At 31.6% G+C, this 17,343-nt stretch carries 15 protein-coding genes; 7 read left to right on the forward strand and 8 right to left on the reverse strand.

Annotation, left to right across the window (positions count from 1 at the left end; all coding sequences use genetic code 11):
- Nucleotides 1-83 precede the first annotated feature (83 nt).
- The 4 genes from N4A42_RS10410 (at nt 84) to N4A42_RS10425 (ending at nt 4,309) form a co-directional block, all read left to right on the forward strand.
- Nucleotides 84-1,472 (forward strand): hypothetical protein, encoded by a 1,389-nt coding sequence (locus N4A42_RS10410; RefSeq protein ID WP_294073672.1) that lies wholly within the window; start codon nt 84-86, stop codon nt 1,470-1,472.
- 119 nt (nt 1,473-1,591) lie between these two features.
- On the forward strand, nt 1,592-2,182 hold the full coding sequence (locus N4A42_RS10415) for a HupE/UreJ family protein (RefSeq protein ID WP_294073674.1): 591 nt from the start codon (nt 1,592-1,594) through the stop codon (nt 2,180-2,182).
- An 88-nt stretch (nt 2,183-2,270) separates the two neighbouring features.
- The gene (locus tag N4A42_RS10420) at nt 2,271-2,702 is read left to right on the forward strand and encodes a dCMP deaminase family protein (protein ID WP_294073676.1); all 432 of its coding nucleotides are present in this window, start codon (nt 2,271-2,273) and stop codon (nt 2,700-2,702) included.
- A complete protein-coding gene (locus tag N4A42_RS10425; RefSeq protein WP_294073678.1) occupies nt 2,702-4,309 on the forward strand; it encodes a S41 family peptidase in 1,608 nt (535 codons plus the stop codon). The genes N4A42_RS10420 and N4A42_RS10425 overlap by 1 nt, the downstream gene beginning before the upstream one ends.
- On the opposite strand, the gene N4A42_RS10430 is transcribed toward N4A42_RS10425, so the two are convergent.
- From N4A42_RS10430 to N4A42_RS10440, 3 genes are read right to left on the reverse strand one after another with little or no spacing between them, the layout of a single operon-like run.
- Nucleotides 4,299-4,910 carry an FAD-dependent oxidoreductase gene (locus N4A42_RS10430; protein ID WP_294073680.1) on the reverse strand — a complete coding sequence of 204 codons (612 nt, stop codon included), beginning with the start codon at nt 4,908-4,910 and terminating at the stop codon, nt 4,299-4,301. The two genes, N4A42_RS10425 and N4A42_RS10430, sit on opposite strands and share 11 nt — an antisense overlap.
- Entirely contained in the window at nt 4,907-5,110 is a 204-nt protein-coding gene (locus N4A42_RS10435; RefSeq protein WP_294073682.1) for a hypothetical protein, read from the reverse strand. The genes N4A42_RS10430 and N4A42_RS10435 overlap by 4 nt, the downstream gene beginning before the upstream one ends.
- A gap of 11 nt (nt 5,111-5,121) precedes the next feature.
- Nucleotides 5,122-5,703: a MarC family protein gene (locus N4A42_RS10440; protein WP_294073684.1), complete on the reverse strand. Its 582-nt coding sequence runs from the start codon at nt 5,701-5,703 to the stop codon at nt 5,122-5,124.
- Nucleotides 5,704-5,869: 166 nt separating this feature from the next.
- On the opposite strand from N4A42_RS10440, the gene N4A42_RS10445 reads away from it, so the two are divergent.
- Nucleotides 5,870-6,439 (forward strand): DUF3109 family protein, encoded by a 570-nt coding sequence (locus tag N4A42_RS10445; RefSeq protein WP_294073686.1) that lies wholly within the window; start codon nt 5,870-5,872, stop codon nt 6,437-6,439.
- A gap of 735 nt (nt 6,440-7,174) precedes the next feature.
- On the opposite strand, the gene N4A42_RS10450 is transcribed toward N4A42_RS10445, so the two are convergent.
- Together N4A42_RS10450 and N4A42_RS10455 are read right to left on the reverse strand one after the other, a co-directional pair.
- A complete protein-coding gene (locus N4A42_RS10450; protein WP_294073688.1) occupies nt 7,175-7,894 on the reverse strand; it encodes a DUF6503 family protein in 720 nt (239 codons plus the stop codon).
- A gap of 90 nt (nt 7,895-7,984) precedes the next feature.
- On the reverse strand, nt 7,985-8,836 hold the full coding sequence (locus N4A42_RS10455) for an OmpA family protein (RefSeq protein WP_294073690.1): 852 nt from the start codon (nt 8,834-8,836) through the stop codon (nt 7,985-7,987).
- Nucleotides 8,837-8,916: 80 nt separating this feature from the next.
- On the opposite strand from N4A42_RS10455, the gene chrA reads away from it, so the two are divergent.
- Entirely contained in the window at nt 8,917-10,044 is a 1,128-nt protein-coding gene (chrA, locus tag N4A42_RS10460) for a chromate efflux transporter (protein ID WP_294073692.1), read from the forward strand.
- A gap of 48 nt (nt 10,045-10,092) precedes the next feature.
- Here the strand turns inward: chrA and N4A42_RS10465 are convergent, their stop codons facing one another.
- Nucleotides 10,093-12,390 (reverse strand): inorganic phosphate transporter, encoded by a 2,298-nt coding sequence (locus tag N4A42_RS10465; protein WP_294073694.1) that lies wholly within the window; start codon nt 12,388-12,390, stop codon nt 10,093-10,095.
- A 76-nt stretch (nt 12,391-12,466) separates the two neighbouring features.
- On the reverse strand, nt 12,467-13,672 hold the full coding sequence (locus tag N4A42_RS10470; protein WP_294073696.1) for a porin: 1,206 nt from the start codon (nt 13,670-13,672) through the stop codon (nt 12,467-12,469).
- A 379-nt stretch (nt 13,673-14,051) separates the two neighbouring features.
- On the opposite strand from N4A42_RS10470, the gene N4A42_RS10475 reads away from it, so the two are divergent.
- Nucleotides 14,052-14,411 (forward strand): nicotinic acid mononucleotide adenyltransferase, encoded by a 360-nt coding sequence (locus tag N4A42_RS10475; protein ID WP_294073698.1) that lies wholly within the window; start codon nt 14,052-14,054, stop codon nt 14,409-14,411.
- Nucleotides 14,412-14,496: 85 nt separating this feature from the next.
- Here N4A42_RS10475 and N4A42_RS10480 read toward each other — a convergent pair whose 3' ends face one another.
- A complete protein-coding gene (locus N4A42_RS10480) occupies nt 14,497-17,340 on the reverse strand; it encodes a TonB-dependent receptor (RefSeq protein WP_294073700.1) in 2,844 nt (947 codons plus the stop codon).
- Nucleotides 17,341-17,343: the final 3 nt, after the last annotated feature.

The raw sequence follows: 17,343 nt of genomic DNA on the forward strand, positions 1-17,343 counted from the left end.
TCTTTTTTACAGCAAGGAATACATATTGTTTTTGGTATGTTTTTTGTGATCTTTTAGTTAATAACTAACTATTATTCAATTGTATGATGATAAGACAACCTATTTTCTTAGTTATAGCTATGCTATTAGTTATGATTGCAAACGCTCAAACCAATATAGAATGCCAAACGAAACTTTCTAATTTTCATGAAGCTACAAAAGCAAACAATTATGATTCCGCTTACAAAGACTGGCTTTATGTAAGAACTAATTGTCCCAATCTAAGTTTAGCTATCTACACTGATGGAGAAAAAATTCTAAAGCATAAGATTAAGGATACAAAAGCTAATGAAAAGAAGGATTATATAGAAGATTTATTGGCCTTATGGAAAGAACGAAAAAACTACTTTCCTAGTCTAACCTCAACAGGCGAATATGCTGCTAAGGCTTGCCAATTAATATACGATCATAAAGACAAGTTTGGTAAAACAAATCTTGAATTATATAATTGTTTTAATACAGCATTTATAGAAGACAAAAAAACAGTTAGAAATCCAAAAAGTTTATATACTTATTTTTCACTTTCCACTAAGCTTTTTGATGGAGGTAATAAATCAGCTTTAGAGCTTTTTAATACCTATGATGATATTAGTGATAAGATTGAAATTGAAGTACAGAATTATTCGGAAAAACTGAATGCACTAGTTGATAAGCTAGAAAATGGTGAAAGTCTCTCAAGGAGGGAAAAGAATAAAAAAACGGCTTATGAGAGCTATCTTAAAAATTATTCACTGATTAAAGATAATATTAATGCTTTGGCTGATAAAAGAGCCAAATGCGAAAATTTAATTCCACTTTATTCAAGAGACTTTGAAAAGCACCAAAACGATTCTATATGGTTAAAACGTGCAGTTGGCAGAATGTATTATAAGAAATGTACAGATGACGAACTATATGAAAAACTTGTAAAACAGTATGATAAAGTGGCACCATCGGCAGATACTAAAATTTTTGTAGCTACAATTTTATTTAAAAAAGGAAAAGATAAAGAAGGATATCAATATTTAGAAGAAGGTTATGCTTTAGAGACTAAGGCTTATAAAAAATCTAATTTAGCAATTAGGATAGGTGTAATTTTAAAAAGCAAGAAACAGTATAGTAAAGCACGATTGTATTTTATAAATGCTTTAAAATTAAATCCTTCAAACGGCAAGCCACACCTTTTAATTGCAGATATGTATGCTAAAAGTGCTAAGAATAAAAACTGTGGTAAAGATAATTTTTATCAAAGAGCAGTCTATTGGTTAGCGGCTAAAGAAGCTGAAAGGGCATCTCGTATAGACCCAACTTTACAGAAGTTAGTAAACCAAACTGTTGCTAATTATTTAGCCAAAGCACCAACAAAAGAAGAAGTGTTTCTTAAAGGATTGGGTGGAAAAACGATAAAAATTGAATGTTGGATTATTAGACCTATTGTAGTGCCAAAGCCATAATTAATTATAGATGTTGCATGAAATCACAAAAGCCACTATACATAAAAACTTCAATTCGATTCAAAAATATTTTTTATCAATATAAATCGTAACTTTGGTTCATCCCAAATGAAAAAATTATGTTAGACAATTTTTGGTTTAATGTGCAGTATGGCATTGACCACGTCCTAGATCCTAATGGTTATGACCATGTTCTTTTCTTAATGGTTTTAGCTGTTCCTTATGTGTTTAAAGATTGGAAACGTGTTCTTTTACTTGTTTCTATGTTTACTTTAGGTCACACGTTATCATTGGTGTTAGCAGCTTATGGTGTTGTAACTGTAGATGGAAAGTTGGTTGAATTTTTAATTCCGGTGACCATTTTAATAGCAGCTATTTATAATGTGTTTACAGCTGGTAAAAAAGATGGAGGAAATAAAGTAGGCTTGTTATTTTTCACAACCTTATTTTTCGGGCTTATTCATGGTTTAGGTTTTGCTAGAGAATTCAAAATGTTTGCAGGCCAATCTCAAAACAAAATAGAGCTTCTTATAGAATTTGCCTTAGGTATTGAAATTGCTCAGGTCATCATTGTATTTGTTGTTCTTTTTCTTGGGTTTTTATTTCAAACTATATTTAGATTTTCGCGTCGCGATTGGGTTATGGTACTCTCAGCAGTTGTTGTTGGTTTGGTTATTCCTATGATAATTAATAGCGATTTGCTTCAATAAATCTAAAAGTTTGGTAAAACTTTAACGACAAGTAAATTGCTTAAACAATGCTTTACTTTTATCTTCGTTATTTACATTGTATATAATAATGTCAAACAAAAAACAACTACGTTACGATAAAGCCTATTTACGTATTGCTCAAGAATGGGGGAAATTATCGCATTGCAAACGCAAGCAAGTTGGAGCTCTTATTGTTAAAGACCGTATGATTATTTCAGATGGTTATAATGGCACTCCTACAGGTTTTGAAAATTGTTGTGAAGACGAGGAAGGGAAAACTAAATGGTATGTGCTCCACGCAGAAGCTAATGCTATATTAAAGGTAGCAGCATCAACGCAATCCTGTAAGGGTGCTACTTTGTATGTTACTTTGTCGCCTTGTACAGATTGTAGTAAACTAATACACCAAGCTGGTATAGTAAGGGTAGTTTATTCTCGTGCCTACAAAGATTGTTCTGGTCTTGAGTTTTTAGAGAAAGCAGGCATAGAATTGGTTTACATAGAAGACTTAAGAGCCTAATGGCAACAAAAAACAAATACATACCATTAATTATTGGAGTAGCAATAGCTACAGGAGTTGTCATTGGTGGAAAATTAAACTTTTCAGACACTTCAGATAATCTATTTACAACCAATAGTAAAAAAGATAAGCTTAATCGATTAATAGATTATATAGATTACGAATATGTAGATGATGTAAATACAGATAGTATTGTAGATGTCACAGTAAATGGAATTTTAGACAATCTCGATCCGCATTCTACATATATTCCAAAAGAAGATTTAGAGCGTATTAACGAAAACATGAAAGGTGATTTTGTTGGAATTGGAATAAATTATTATCCATACAAAGACACTATTGCTGTTATTAAGCCTACTGAAGGTGGTCCAAGCGAGCGTGCTGGTATTATGAGTGGTGATCGTATTTTATTAGCAGATGGAGATACCATTTACGGAAAAAATATGACGAACGATCTCATTTCAAAAAAGCTAAAAGGAGATAAGAACACTAAAGTAAAGCTTACGGTTTACAGAAAAAGCGAAGATCGACTTATTGAGTTTAATGTAAAGCGAAAAAGTATACCAATTAAAAGTGTAGAGGCTGCTTATATGCTTACAGATCAATTAGGTTATATAAAGATGAACCGTTTTGCTGAGACAAGTTTTAAAGAATTTAAATCGGCATTAGAAGAATTACAAGATCAAGGTGCAATAAAATTAGCGTTAGACTTGCGTGATAATCCTGGAGGTTACTTGGGTGTTGCAGAGCAAATAGCAGACGAGTTTTTAGAAGATGATAAACTTATTTTGTTTACAAGAGACAAAAAAGGAAATGAAGAACGTACCTATGCCACAAGAAGAGGAGATTTTGAAGAAGGTGAGATTTATATTTTAATCAATGAAAATTCAGCATCTGCAAGCGAAGTTATAGCAGGTGCACTTCAAGATAACGACAAAGGTATTATTGTTGGTCGTAGGTCTTATGGTAAAGGATTAGTGCAGCGCGAAATGGCTTTAGGTGATGGTAGTGCTGTGCGTTTAACAGTGTCTAGATATTATACTCCAACAGGTCGCTCTATACAAAGACCATATAGTAATGGAGATAATCATTCCTATTATAACGATTACTTTAAACGTTTAAGGACAGGTGAATTGGCAGATGAATCTAATATAGAAGTAGATGATTCTTTAAAATTCACTACTCCTAAAGGTAAAGTAGTTTATGGAGGTGGTGGAATTATTCCAGATGTATTTGTACCTATAGATCAGTCTTTTGATAATGAAACCATTAACTACTTAAGACGAAGAGGACACTTTGGTTATTTTGTTTTTGAAGAATTAGACAAAGATAGAACTGCTTATGAGCAAGAGTCTAAATACGATTTTATAAATAATTTTGAAGTTAGTGATCTTATGGTAATGCGTTTTCAAGATTATGTTAACCGAAGAGAAGGAACCAACATTTCTTTTACTGTTTATAAAGAAGAAATAAGACGTCTTATAAAAGCAACTTTAGCAAGACAATTATTTGACGATAATGCTTTTGAAGAAATACTTAATAAAGAAGATATTATGGTGCAGGAAGTTATATTTTTAAGTAACGAGCATCCTACCTTTAGACAGTAACCTTATCGTGCACTTTAGTGTGTTTTCCATCATTCCATAATGTTAGAATATCTGTGGCAACATGAGATCCACTACCACAAGCTATAGCATATTGACTGCGCCAACCAGCTAAAGTTCCGGCAACATAAAGGTTTTTATCTACTATATGATCTGTGTTTTTTAACCAAATTCTATCTTTTTCTACTGCGGCTCTTGGGTGAGGTTCAATATAATTTTCGAGTCCTTTTATTGTCATTAAGCTAGTATAACCTACAGCAATAACTACAATTCTAGATAGATATTCATTTTTATTGGTAACAACTTTATAACCTTCAGAATTTTGTTCTATACGCGTTACTTTTTCTTTGTCTATTTGAGTAACATGAGGATATGCATCTTTAAGCTGTTGCTTACCATTTTCTAAAAGATCTTTACCTAAAGTGCCAGGTTGCAATCCTAAAACATTATTAAACAAAGCATTTTGAAGGTGAGATGTTTTTTGATGAGTAATTATACCAATATGCTTATCTTTTGCGTATGCTTTATTTTTAGCAGAGCCTAAAACTAGTGCACAAGATAAACCAGCAGCTCCTCCACCAATAATTAAAGTATCAAAATTCATTTTTGTTTTTTACTTAGAGCTTCTATTTTTTTAGATATTCTAAGAATCTGAAGTAAAATCACAGCACAAAGACCTGCAATAATAGTTATTACAGCGGTATAACTTTCACCTTCAAATAAGGCGTTAAAATTCAACTTTGTGGAATTAAAAATGATAAGTCCTACGGCTAAAATTGTTAAAACCCAGATAAAAATCTTCATAATAAATTTATTTAAGCTAATAGCGCTTTTATATTTTGAGCAAATAATTTAACTGCTATAGCTAACAAAATTACACCAAAAACTTTTCTTATAATGTTAATTCCGTTGTTACCTATAAGTCGTTCAATCTTTGAAGACGTTTTTAACACTATATATATAAAAACAACATTGCAGATTACCGCTACAATAATATTTTCTATTGCAAACTCTGCACGGAGAGATAGTAGTGTTGTTAAACTACCAGGACCTGCAATAAGCGGAAATGCTAAAGGAAACACAGAAGCAGTAATGGCATTACTATCATCTTCTTTATAAAGTGTAATTCCTAAAATCATTTCTAAGGCTATAAAAAATAGTATAAACGCACCTGCCACCGCAAATGAGTTTACATCAATACCAATAAGATTTAGTAAGCTTTTACCAACAAATAAAAACACAATCATAATGATACCAGCAATTAATGATGCTTTCTCACTTTGTATATGACCTACTTTTTTTCGTAAATCTATAATAATAGGAATGTTACCAATAATGTCTATTACGGCAAAAAGAACCATAAAAGCAGTAAAAATTTCTTTAAAAACTAATTTCATGACATTCAATTTTAAAATTCGCCGCAAAGGTGCAACTAAATTACTGATTTACAATATTAAATTATAATTAAGTTTATATACTTTAGGTCTTTAAAAGCTTATGTTTTAAGATTTTTTTCACTTGTTTTTTTCTGAAAACTAAAACTTAAAAAACTATTTTTGCAAAATGTTTCAGCTAGGAAAAACTATAATTTCAGAAGATATAATACAGAAGGATTTTGTCTGTAATTTGTCGGCTTGCAAAGGCGCATGTTGTATAGAAGGTGATGCAGGCGCACCTTTAAATGAAGAAGAGGTGAAGATCCTAGAAGATATCTATCCAAAAGTAAAACCATTTCTTAGAAAAGAAGGAGTTGAAGCTATTGAAAGTCAAGGTACTTCAATAAAAACGGTGTTTGGAGATTTAGAAACACCTCTTATAAATGGTGCGGAATGTGCATATGTTATTTTTGATGACAATAATATGGCACTTTGCGGTATAGAACAAGCTTATATTAAAGGTGAGGTTGATTGGAAGAAACCTATATCTTGCCATCTATATCCAATAAGAGTAAAGGATTATTCAGAGTTTTCGGGTGTTAATTATGAACGGTGGGATATTTGTGATGATGCTTGTTCACTTGGTAAGGAGTTGCAAGTTCCGGTATATAAATTCGTTAAGGAAGCACTCATTAGAAAGTTTGGTGAAGATTGGTATACTGAATTAGAAAAAGTAGCTGAGGAAAATTTCAAATAACAGTATTTGTTAGCTTGAATTTAATAACGGTCTTTTTGCTAGATTTTTCTTATATAAATTTTAATTTCAATTCTTTTTTTAAGCTACAATAGCTTACTAATATCCACCATTTAATAGCTAATTCATTGTTCATTGATTTGTAATATAATTATCAATAACACATTGATAAATAGGTCTTTTTAGTTAGTGTTTTTTCTTTTTAAAGTTTAATGAGCAATCTCTTTTTTGTTGAGAACTCGTATGCATTGTTAATAAGAATGTCTTTCATTTTTTTGCGTATTTTTAAATCTTTGTCCTTCCCAAGTTATATCAAAATAAACTACTATAATGCAGTAAGCGAAGGAGTTTGTTTTAATTGAAAATGAAGATTGATTTACAATAAAACTTAACCTTTATTAACAACATAATTGAATGACAATGAATGTTGTTTTATTAAACACGTTTTAGCCTTTTTTGCCACAAATTACAGAATTGTATTTTATGCAGTTCTAAATAATGATGGAGCGCATCCATAATAAAACCTACGCGTTGTTAATAGATGTATATTTATGTTAAGTATTAGCTTAAATGAATAATTTTTAAGCTATAGGAATTAAAACTTAAGCGAAGGAGATGATTGTTTTGTGGATGGTTATTAATTGATTTTAAGTTTTAGTTGTTGAGCACATTAGAAACAAAGTGTTATAAAGCGTTTCAACCAATAGCTATTGGTTGAAACGCTTTTTTTCAAGAAACTTAGTCTTCAATTAATGTGTCTGTTCCTAAATATTCATCATTTTTGTTGTAATACCAAGCGCGTACTTTAGGCATTTTAATTCCACTTATTGTAGTTTCTTCAGATAGTAAAATGTATTCGCCAGAATCAGGTTTTTCATTACCGTTTTTATCTGTTTTAAAGAATTGATATACTTCCATGGCATAAGTTTTAGGATTAAAATAAAAATACCATACATCACTGCCAACAGTTTCATCATAGGTTGCTTTTAATACCAAATAATCTTTGCCTTTAAAGGTCCTTTTTTCAACGGTTTCGCTAAGATTTGTTTCAGAATCTTTTAATTTCATTGGCAAACCATAGAGATAGGTGTAATAGTTTTTATAGAGTTTGGCTCTATCGCAAGACATGTTGTTTTTTTTAGCAGTAATGCTATCTACATTCTTGTTGTTTAATACCAAATAGCAATTTTCTTTAGAAATAGTATACACAGTCGTTGTGGTGTCTTTTGTAGATCTTACGCTAAAATGTTCTCTTAGCAAATCAAGTCTAATAGTGCTAGTTCGTTTAGTGGTGTTAGGAGTAGTAGTCTCAACAGTAAATTGTGCTCTAAATGTATCCCACTTTTGATTAGGATCATGATAAGACAAAGCATTTTCTAAAAGTTGATCTGGTGATAGGGTTTGAGCTATACTAGCGAATGATAGACAAAAAACAATAAAGGTTATCAATGATTTCATAAAGTTGGTTTAATACAAATGTAAAAAACAAAAGCACTCAATGCCTAACTATAAGGGAGAGTGCTTTTTTACTTTAGTAAAATGGATTAGTTAATTTGCTTCCATTAAAGCAAAGAATTTATCAATGTTTGGCATTAAAATAATTCGAGTTCTTCTGTTTTTAGAACGATTTTCTCTGGTGTTGTTTTCTACAAGTGGTTGATAGCTACTGCGACCAGATGCGATTAATTTTGAAGGATCTACATTGTATTTGTGTTGTAGTTTTCTTACTACAGAAGTTGCTCTTAACACACTTAAATCCCAGTTGTCTTTAATCTTTTCTGTATTGATACTTCTAGAATCTGTATGGCCTTCTACCATAACATCTATACTCTCTTCAGAGTTAATTACATCTGCTAATTTTTGTAGTATGTTATTGGCTTTGCTACTAATTCTGTAGCTTCCAGAGTTAAACAACATTTTGTCCGAAATTGAAATCATTACTACAGTTTCGTTAATATTTACGGCAATGTCTTCATCGTTATTTAAATCAGAGCTGTGCATAGTTTTTTCGAGATTATACTGTAATGCTAAGTTCATAGAATCTTTTAAAGTCTTTGCATTAGCTAATTTTTCTTGGTCAACCTTTTCTAAAGTGGCTATCATCTTTCGCTTAGCGTCATTAGAGATTATGGTACCATCGTCATTAACATCTAATTTAATATCATTCTCAATTCTAAGATCTTCTATATCTTCATTTAAAGAATTAATCTTTTTATTGTATCTGTCTACACGAGCTTGAATTTTTGCAAACTTGTTTTCTAAATCTTCTTTTTCTACTTGAGTTTTAACGAGTTGGTTTTTGGTTTCTCCATGTTCTTGTTCTAAGGCTAAATATTTCTTTTTAGAAACACAAGAACTTAGTAAAAGTGCTGCAATTAAAAGGATTGAGATTTTTTTCATGCTTAAGATAATTTATTCAATACATTTACATATACGATTAAATACAAATTTTAGATGTTGAAAAGCTTAAAATATTGAGAATGAATTCTAAACTAAAAGAAGTTGCACAGGTGTTTTTTAAGTTAGGTCTTTTTGCTTTTGGTGGCCCAGCCGCTCATATTGCCATGATGGAAGAAGAAATTATTGAGAAAAGAAAATGGATGACGAGAGACTATTTTTTGGATTTAATAGGAACTACAAATTTAATTCCTGGTCCAAATTCTACAGAGATGACAATGCATTGTGGTCATGAAAGAGCAGGTAAAGCTGGACTTTTTGTAGCAGGTATAGCCTTTATTTTTCCGGCAACAATTGTAACAGCTATTTTGGCTTATTTATACGTAGAGTATGGGCAATTGCCAGAGGTAGAGCCATTTATTTACGGAATTAAGCCTGCGGTGTTGGCAATAATAGCAGGTGCCATTTTAAAGCTAGGTAAAAAAGCAATAAAAAATACTGAGCTTACCATATTGGGAATATTAGTTTTGGTAGCTAGTTTGCTAGGTGTTAATGAAGTCGTAGCATTATTATCTGCAGGAGTTTTAGGTATGCTGTTTTTTTATTTAAAATCTAAATCAACACCTAATTTAAACACCATTTCTCCTTTTCTTCTTTTTCTTGGGATTAATACGACTATAGTGAAGATTTCGACTTTAAAACTCTTTTTAATTTTTTTAAAAGTAGGTGCTATTCTTTACGGAAGTGGATATGTGCTATTTGCGTATTTAGATGCCGAATTGGTAACCAAGGGTTTACTTACTAGAGCTGAATTAATAGATGCTATTGCTATTGGCCAATTTACACCTGGGCCTGTGTTATCTACATCGACCTTTATTGGCTATCAGCTCTCTGGATTTACTGGTGCGCTTGCAGCTACAACAGGTATATTTTTACCTTCTTTTTTGTTTGTTTTAATATTAAACCCTTTTATATCTAAAATGCAACAGTCTAAAATTCTAAGATATTTTTTAGACTCTGTTAATGTTGCTGCTGTTGCTGTAATGCTTACTGTGCTTATAATTATGGCAAAAGACACCTTATTGGAATGGCAAAGTATTGTAATTGCTCTGTCTGCTATATTTCTTACTTTTAAAACTAAAGTTAGTACGGTTTGGACAATAGTAATTGGAGCTGCTTTAGGATTTATTTTATTAAAGTTTTTTAAATAAAAAAAGCCAGCATTAGAGATGCTGGCTTCAAAGTAAATTATTTGTACTCTATTCTTGTTCAGAAGAATCTTTTACTTCCTCTGTAACAGTAATTGTCGCAGGTTCTACTGAACTATCAAAAGATTTGTGATATTCTTGTAATAAATTCATTGTAGCATTAAGTAAATCTTTAGTTTCAAGTAATAATCCGAAATAAAGTGTTGTGTTTTTTGGACTAGACTCTTCTGTTCTAGTTCGAGAAACTTGCTTTACAATCTTTTCAGTTACTAAATCAAGAACTTCTTTCTTACGATTAATTATTAAACCAATTTGTTCAAAAGACCTAGAGTCGAAGGCAATCTTAGCATCATTTAGTAGGGACTCTAATGCTTGATCTACTTCTTTAAGCTCTTTAATTTGGCTAAATTTAAGTTTCTTATGGTTATTGTTAACGTGTTTATGACTTACTTTAGAAATGTACTCAAGTGATTGTGTCATGTCTTCTAAATAGCCAAGAATATTGATGTAGAAACTACTAGCTCTTAGACTTGTTTCATCTAAATTTTTAATAAAATAGAAAATGTTATCTCTAAGACTATCAACTTCGGTAGATAACTTATCGATTTGTTTCTTATTCTTTTTCAGTAGTATTAAATCTTGTTTAGCTAAACCACTTACAGCGTTAGTATAGATTTTATTTCCGCGTTTTACAACATTAGAAATATTATCAGCACTCTCTAAGATAACACCTTGTACAGATCTGCTACCAGTTTCTTTTAAACTATCTTCTTCTAGAGTGTTTGTTGATTTGTTTTTGTGAGATATGTAGTTTCTGTATAATAAAATTGCTGTTAATAATAATAGAATAGGTGTAATTACAGCAGGATTCCAGTTTATTAAAAATACCACTGTACCAGCAGCTATAAAAGCTCCAAGAGCAGTACCAAACCATCCTCCAATAACGTTTAAAACACCAGCAACACGGTATACAGCACTTTCTCTTCCCCAAGCTCTATCAGCTAAAGATGTACCCATAGCTACCATAAATGTAACATAAGTTGTAGATAATGGTAACTTCATTGAGGTTGCAATGGCAATTAAAACACCTGCTACCATTAAGTTTACTGATGCTCTAATCATATCAAAAGCAGGAGCATCAATACTCTGGTCTTTTGTCATGATTACCTCAGGCTTATTAAAGCTATTTTCTATTTTATTACTTAATGATTTTGGTAAAATAGCTCCAATGTAGTTAGATAATCTAGATGTGCTTTTTACAATACTTCTAGATAAAACATTAGGTTCAAATTTTTCGTGAGTATCACCTTGTCTAGAAAGGCTAATCTCTGTTTCGGCAACAGTTTTAGCTTTTTTAGAAAACCAAAGCGTAAGCACCATTATAGCACCTGCAATAAATAATAAGTAAGGTTCTGCAGGTACTTTTTTATCTAAAACTTCCATAGACATAGCTACATCCATTCCGCCAGCGACCCAAGCTTCGTAAGAGTGGTATGCTGCCATTGGTACACCAATAAAGTTTACTAAATCATTGCCAGAAAAAGCTAAAGCTAAACCAAATGTTCCTACAGCTATAACTATAAGAAGTACTGTTTTTTTTGTGATTTTTTCAAATATGAATGAAAATAGAGTCCAAAAAACAAGACTGCCAAGTATAATATAAATTTCATTGCCTTCTAAAGCACCTTTAAGTTCTTTGTAGTATGGTGTTCCTTTTAGTCCTTTTAAGAAGATAAAGTATGTGATAGCGGTTAAAGCTACGCCACCGAAAACCATCCCAAAATTCTTAACTTTTTTCTCATAGTTAAATGTGAAAATAAGTCTCGATACCCATTGTACAAGAGCACCAACAGAAAATGCAATAACAACAGATAATAAAATACCAGAGATGATTTCTATAGCTTTCTCAGTATTGATATATGTAGCTAAATCTGAAATTGTTTGTGACTCTGAATTGCTTATTTTTATTAATGACATCACTACAGCTGCACCTAATAAATTAAATACAATAGATACTGTAGTTGATGTTGGTAAGCCTAATGTGTTAAAGAAATCTAATAGAAGAATATCTGTAATCATTACAGCCATGAAAATGAGCATAATTTCACCAAATTCAAATTGAGCCGGAACAAAAATTCCTTTTCTGGCGACTTCCATCATTCCACTAGAGAACACAGCACCAATAAAAATACCTAAACTGGCTACAATCATTATAGTTCTTAAAGAAATAGCTTTAGAACCAATAGCAGAATTTAAGAAATTAATAGCATCATTACTTACACCAACTATGATATCGAACACAGCAAGTGTAGTTATGGCAATTAGCATTAGTAAATAAATATTATCCATAATTTTTAGTTAAAATAATTTTGCAAATATCTTTATACCATTTAAGTGTAACGTTACCTAAACGTTATGTTTTAAATTAGAAATGAATATCAAAACCAAGTCTAAAAGTGATGTTATCTTCATTACCATCTACAGTAGTATAGCTAATGTCAGATTGTACTTTTAGCTTATGACCAACAATAAATTTATTAACACCAAGTGTATATTGTTCAGTTGGTAATGCACCAGTAACATTTTCGTAATCTAATGTGGTGAAACGTGCCGCAATTTCATAGTTGTTTTTGAATAAATAACCAGCTTGAAGGTTTAAAGCATCACCTGTTAAAACAACATCACCAGTTGGCGTAACACCATCTGCTTCGGTTGCAATTTCGTCATCTGCAGTTCTTTTAGCATATTCACCCATAAAAGAAAATCCTTTGTATTTAAACATAGCATCAGCAAAAATGGTAGTTTGGTCAGTCTCATAGATAGTGCCATCTGTTCTTATCATGTAATCTCCAGCAAAACCTCTTTCTCTAACAGCATCTTGATTGTAGTTATAAGTAAATCCTAGCATTAATTTTGGTTTTTCCTCTCTCTTTAAATCAGACTGACTGTAATCTCCTTTAGACTTAAATTTTCCGAATGGTAAAAGCTCTAAACGTGCAGTATATTGTAAACCACCTTCGTTTCCTTCACTTACGTTACGACCTTCTCCTTGAGAAACAGATAGCTTTTCGCGCATTAAGAAATTACCTCCTAATTTGCTTTTATGACGTAATTGTATCCCTAAATCACGATCTATATTAAAACGACTATTCAATAAAGAGCGATCTATTAATTGAAGATTACCAGAAGATACAACACGTTCTACGTTACCAGGAAGTTTTGTTTGTCCTGCCCAAAGTTCCCAATTGTCAGCAAATTTCCATTTAAGGACCGCATCTAGAATGTAACGTGGTGTATTTCTATTAAATTCATTAGCACCAGAAATATCTCTGTTAGATAAACCAAGTTCTATTTTGTATACTAATTTTGGACTATAAGCAAATCCATCAAATTTTAAACGCGCACGACGAACAATAAAATTATGTTCTGGGCTTATGTATTGATTGCCATCATGATCCCAAGACGACATAGAACGTACTTGAAAACGTGGAGCAAACTTTACACTAAAAGTACTGTCTTTGGCAACAAAGTTGATTAAGCCCTTACCGAAAGAAGTGTCACTAATTTCCTGAGCTTTTAGGGTAATAACTGATAATATAGCTATAATAGCTATAGATAATTTTAGTTTCATTTTATGATTTAGTTTTTGTCGCCGCAAAGAACTCACTTATTTCAAACACGAATGTTTCCTTAGTGTTAAGTTTTGCGTAAAAAAAACTGCCCTGGCCAAAGGCAGTCATTAGAATTCATGATAACTAGTCGACAAAAACTATTAGATCATACGAAACTAATTTGTCCTAATAAGACTAGACAAATGTATGTGTAACATTTGATTACAGTGTAATCTTAATATTAAGTAATTATTAAACAAAAACACTGCAACTCTATCTTTTAAAATGTTTAAAACCAGCGAAATAGCTCTTTAATGTAAAATTAATGTTAAGAAAATGTTGCTTAAATATTAAGAAATCTTTATATTTGATTTAATAAGTAATTTAACCTCATTGATTATGAACAAGAATATTTTAATGCTTTTCGTTTTATGTTTTGGTTTAGTTTCTTTTGCTCAGCAAGAAAAACAGTTGAAATTTAATGAAGATACTAGTTTAACAGAAGTTACTTACTTTCATGATAATGGTGAAGTAAGTCAAACAGGTGTTTTTAATGCAGAAGGTAAGGTTCATGGCAAATGGAAAAGCTATGATGCTAATGGTAATAAAGTTGCTATAGGAAATTATGATAATGGTAAAAAAGTCGGAAAATGGTTTTTTTGGCTTGGTGATACTTTGAAAGAAGTAGATTACATAGATTCTAGAATAGTGAATATTAATCATTGGGATAACAAAACCAAAGTGACAATTAATAACTAAATAGTTATTCTGAAAAAAATAAAAAAGGCGTTTCAAATTTTTGAAACGCCTTTTTTAATATCGATTTTTAAAAATCTTTAATAGGTTAGAATTTAAAAGTATAGCCTAACGAAATTTCTGTACCTGGTTCTCTCAATGAGAAAATTTGATTACTTGTTCCGTAAGATTCATACTCGCTTAATCTTTCGTCACCAAGTAGATTAGATACCTTAAGATCAATTGATGAACGCTTGTTTTCACCAAAAGATTTGTTTAAGGTAAAGTTTAAGCTGTTAAATGGTTGAGAGTACACATCTGGAACTTCACGAATACCTACAACTTCTAAAGTTTCACCTTGAATGTTATAGAATATACCAGTTCTTAAACCTATATCACTATTGTCATAATTTAGACCAACATTAATTAAGTAAGGCGCTTGTCCTTGCATATCTCTTTTTCTGTCAATGGTTTCACCATCTCTTGCTGAAGAAAGTCTACCTTCGTATTCATCATCTGACATTGTTAATTCAGATTTTATCAAGGAAAGGTTAGCTGTTATTTTTAAATTATTTAAACCTTCAGAAATAAAACCTAAACGCTGTCTGGCTTCAAATTCAGCACCATATACAATAGCATCTCCTAAGTTGCCAACAGTAAGCTGAGTAGGTGCAGAAACAAAGAATGTTTGCTCTATAACATCAGTAAAATCTTTATAAAAACCACTAATGGCAAACATTTGTCCTTCTTCTCCAAAGAATTCATATCGTATATCAAAGTTATTAATATACGTAGGTTTTAAATTAATATCACCAATGAATAATCGACTGGTTATAGGGTCATATATATTAGCAAGTGAAGCTTCTTTAAACGATGGTCTTGCTGTAGTGCGAGAGTAAGATGCTCTTAGGTTAGATTTATCATTTAGAGCATAAATTAAGTTTGCAGATGGGAAAAAGTCAAATTCATCTAATATTAATTCTCTATTAAAAACATTCTCTGCATCTTCACCAGTGTAAAAAGAGTTGAACATTTCTGTCCTTAATCCTATAACGGTTTTAAATTCTTCTGAAAGATTAAACTCAGTAGAAAAATAGGTAGCTGCAATTTGCTGTTCTCCTTCATAAGCATCTTGTGGATTAAAGTTGTCTGTAAAAACAACAAATGTACCTGCATCTGTTTCTGGTGTCCAAATGTTTTCAGAAGCTAAAAGATTATCTGCTTCACCACTAGAAATAAAAGACTGATCACCACGAATATTAAATGTAAAATCATCAATGCTAAAATCTCTAAACTTATAGGTGTATGCACCTCCAAATTTAATTTTTGCAGGACGACCAAAAAGATCTACAGTTTTATCAAAATCAACTTTACCAGCCCAAGACTCTTCTAATAAGTGCCTCCACAATTGTATTGGTAATGTAGAAGCAGAAGGGCTTAAAAATGAACTTCCGTCATCTGCTTGTTGAAAAGGTGTAATTCTATGTCCTTTATCCATTACCTTAGCAAAGCTAGGTGAGAACTTCCATTCAAAATTAAAAGGTTTGTCATCAGAGAAGCTATTCAATCTGTGTTTACCAGAGATTAGTAAGTTAGTGATTGAACGTTCAGTATAAGTGATAGAATTTTTAGTTAATGGCTCTAAAGCACCACCTGTACCATCTTGGGAAATGGTTTGGTTAAAAAAACCAGCAGTAGATTCTCCATTTTGTATGTGTAATAAGTTAACTCTAAACTTAGATCTGTCAGTTTTATAAGCCACGCCTAACATACCATTTAAGATAATATTGTTTAGACCTTCAGACCCTTTTGAATCTAAGGTTGCTATAAGGTCATTATCAGAGGTGTTTTGAGGGTTCTTTATATATGCACCATCAAATCTATTCTTGTAAAAAGTAGTTTCATTTTTGTAAGAAAACGACGCTTGATAACCTATTTTGTCATTACCAAGATCATATTGATTACCAAGAGTAAATCCAAAATCATAATTCATGCCACTAGTTTCTTGTTTAGCAGCAAGTTCTTTTTGAAATTTATTAGTAAGGTTTGTTAATGTAACTGTATTTACACCATTACCTAAAAGCCCTTCTTCAAATTGATATCTATTAACAGGAACATCGCGAGTACCATCATCATAACCCAACCAATCTGTATCACTTCCGGTTGAGGTTAAATACGAATCATTAAAATGCATATCTGGATTGTAGCCGCCACCTAATGAGATAGAATACTCTGCTTTACTTGGAAAATCTTTGGTTACGATATCTACAATACCACCAGTAAAATCTGCTGGATATTCTGCAGATGCAGATTTTAATACAATAACATTGTCTAAGATGTTTGTAGGAAATAAATCCATTTGAATGGTATTACGATCTGGATCCAAACCAGGAATGTCAATTCCGTTTAAAATAGATTTAGTATAACGATCACCAAGACCACGAACAAAAACATACTTACCGCCTTGAATAGAAACACCAGGTACACTTTTAACAGCAGCAGCTACATTGCTAGCTCCTGTGCTTTTTATGGCCTGAGATGACAAACCATCTAGTACTACAGCAGATTTTTTTTGTAGATTTAAGACAGCACTCTCTGTATTTCGTTTTGAAGAAGAAGTAACAACAACCGTATCTAAAGAGTTGGTTTCCATTACAACATCTAAGGTAAACACCTCATTGTTTTTTATAACAACATCCGAGATTTCTTGAGTAGCATACCCAACAAAAGAGAACACTAATGTATAGGTGCCTTCTTCTAGTTCTAACTCATATTTTCCGTCAAAATCGGTTGTCATACCTGTAGTGGTGCCTTTTACTAGTATATTAGCAAAGGCCATAGGTTCGTTAAATTCGCCATCAATTACAGTACCTGCTACTTTTCCTTGAGAAGAAGCAATGAATGATACTGATAGAAATAAAACAAAAGCTAAAACGTTTTGTATGGTTTTCATATA

The sequence above is a fragment of the Winogradskyella sp. genome (assembly GCF_025210595.1).
Classification (GTDB): domain Bacteria; phylum Bacteroidota; class Bacteroidia; order Flavobacteriales; family Flavobacteriaceae; genus Winogradskyella.

What these genes read in the sequence shown, in the direction of transcription:
- N4A42_RS10410 (WP_294073672.1), top strand. Translation starts at nt 84, where the DNA reads ATGATGATAAGACAACCTATTTTCTTAGTTATAGCTATGCTATTAGTT.
- N4A42_RS10415 (WP_294073674.1), top strand. Translation starts at nt 1,592, where the DNA reads ATGTTAGACAATTTTTGGTTTAATGTGCAGTATGGCATTGACCACGTC.
- N4A42_RS10420 (WP_294073676.1), top strand. Translation starts at nt 2,271, where the DNA reads ATGTCAAACAAAAAACAACTACGTTACGATAAAGCCTATTTACGTATT.
- N4A42_RS10425 (WP_294073678.1), top strand. Translation starts at nt 2,702, where the DNA reads ATGGCAACAAAAAACAAATACATACCATTAATTATTGGAGTAGCAATA.
- N4A42_RS10430 (WP_294073680.1), bottom strand. Translation starts at nt 4,910, where the DNA reads ATGAATTTTGATACTTTAATTATTGGTGGAGGAGCTGCTGGTTTATCT.
- N4A42_RS10435 (WP_294073682.1), bottom strand. Translation starts at nt 5,110, where the DNA reads ATGAAGATTTTTATCTGGGTTTTAACAATTTTAGCCGTAGGACTTATC.
- N4A42_RS10440 (WP_294073684.1), bottom strand. Translation starts at nt 5,703, where the DNA reads ATGAAATTAGTTTTTAAAGAAATTTTTACTGCTTTTATGGTTCTTTTT.
- N4A42_RS10445 (WP_294073686.1), top strand. Translation starts at nt 5,870, where the DNA reads ATGTTTCAGCTAGGAAAAACTATAATTTCAGAAGATATAATACAGAAG.
- N4A42_RS10450 (WP_294073688.1), bottom strand. Translation starts at nt 7,894, where the DNA reads ATGAAATCATTGATAACCTTTATTGTTTTTTGTCTATCATTCGCTAGT.
- N4A42_RS10455 (WP_294073690.1), bottom strand. Translation starts at nt 8,836, where the DNA reads ATGAAAAAAATCTCAATCCTTTTAATTGCAGCACTTTTACTAAGTTCT.
- chrA (WP_294073692.1), top strand. Translation starts at nt 8,917, where the DNA reads ATGAATTCTAAACTAAAAGAAGTTGCACAGGTGTTTTTTAAGTTAGGT.
- N4A42_RS10465 (WP_294073694.1), bottom strand. Translation starts at nt 12,390, where the DNA reads ATGGATAATATTTATTTACTAATGCTAATTGCCATAACTACACTTGCT.
- N4A42_RS10470 (WP_294073696.1), bottom strand. Translation starts at nt 13,672, where the DNA reads ATGAAACTAAAATTATCTATAGCTATTATAGCTATATTATCAGTTATT.
- N4A42_RS10475 (WP_294073698.1), top strand. Translation starts at nt 14,052, where the DNA reads ATGAACAAGAATATTTTAATGCTTTTCGTTTTATGTTTTGGTTTAGTT.
- N4A42_RS10480 (WP_294073700.1), bottom strand. Translation starts at nt 17,340, where the DNA reads ATGAAAACCATACAAAACGTTTTAGCTTTTGTTTTATTTCTATCAGTA.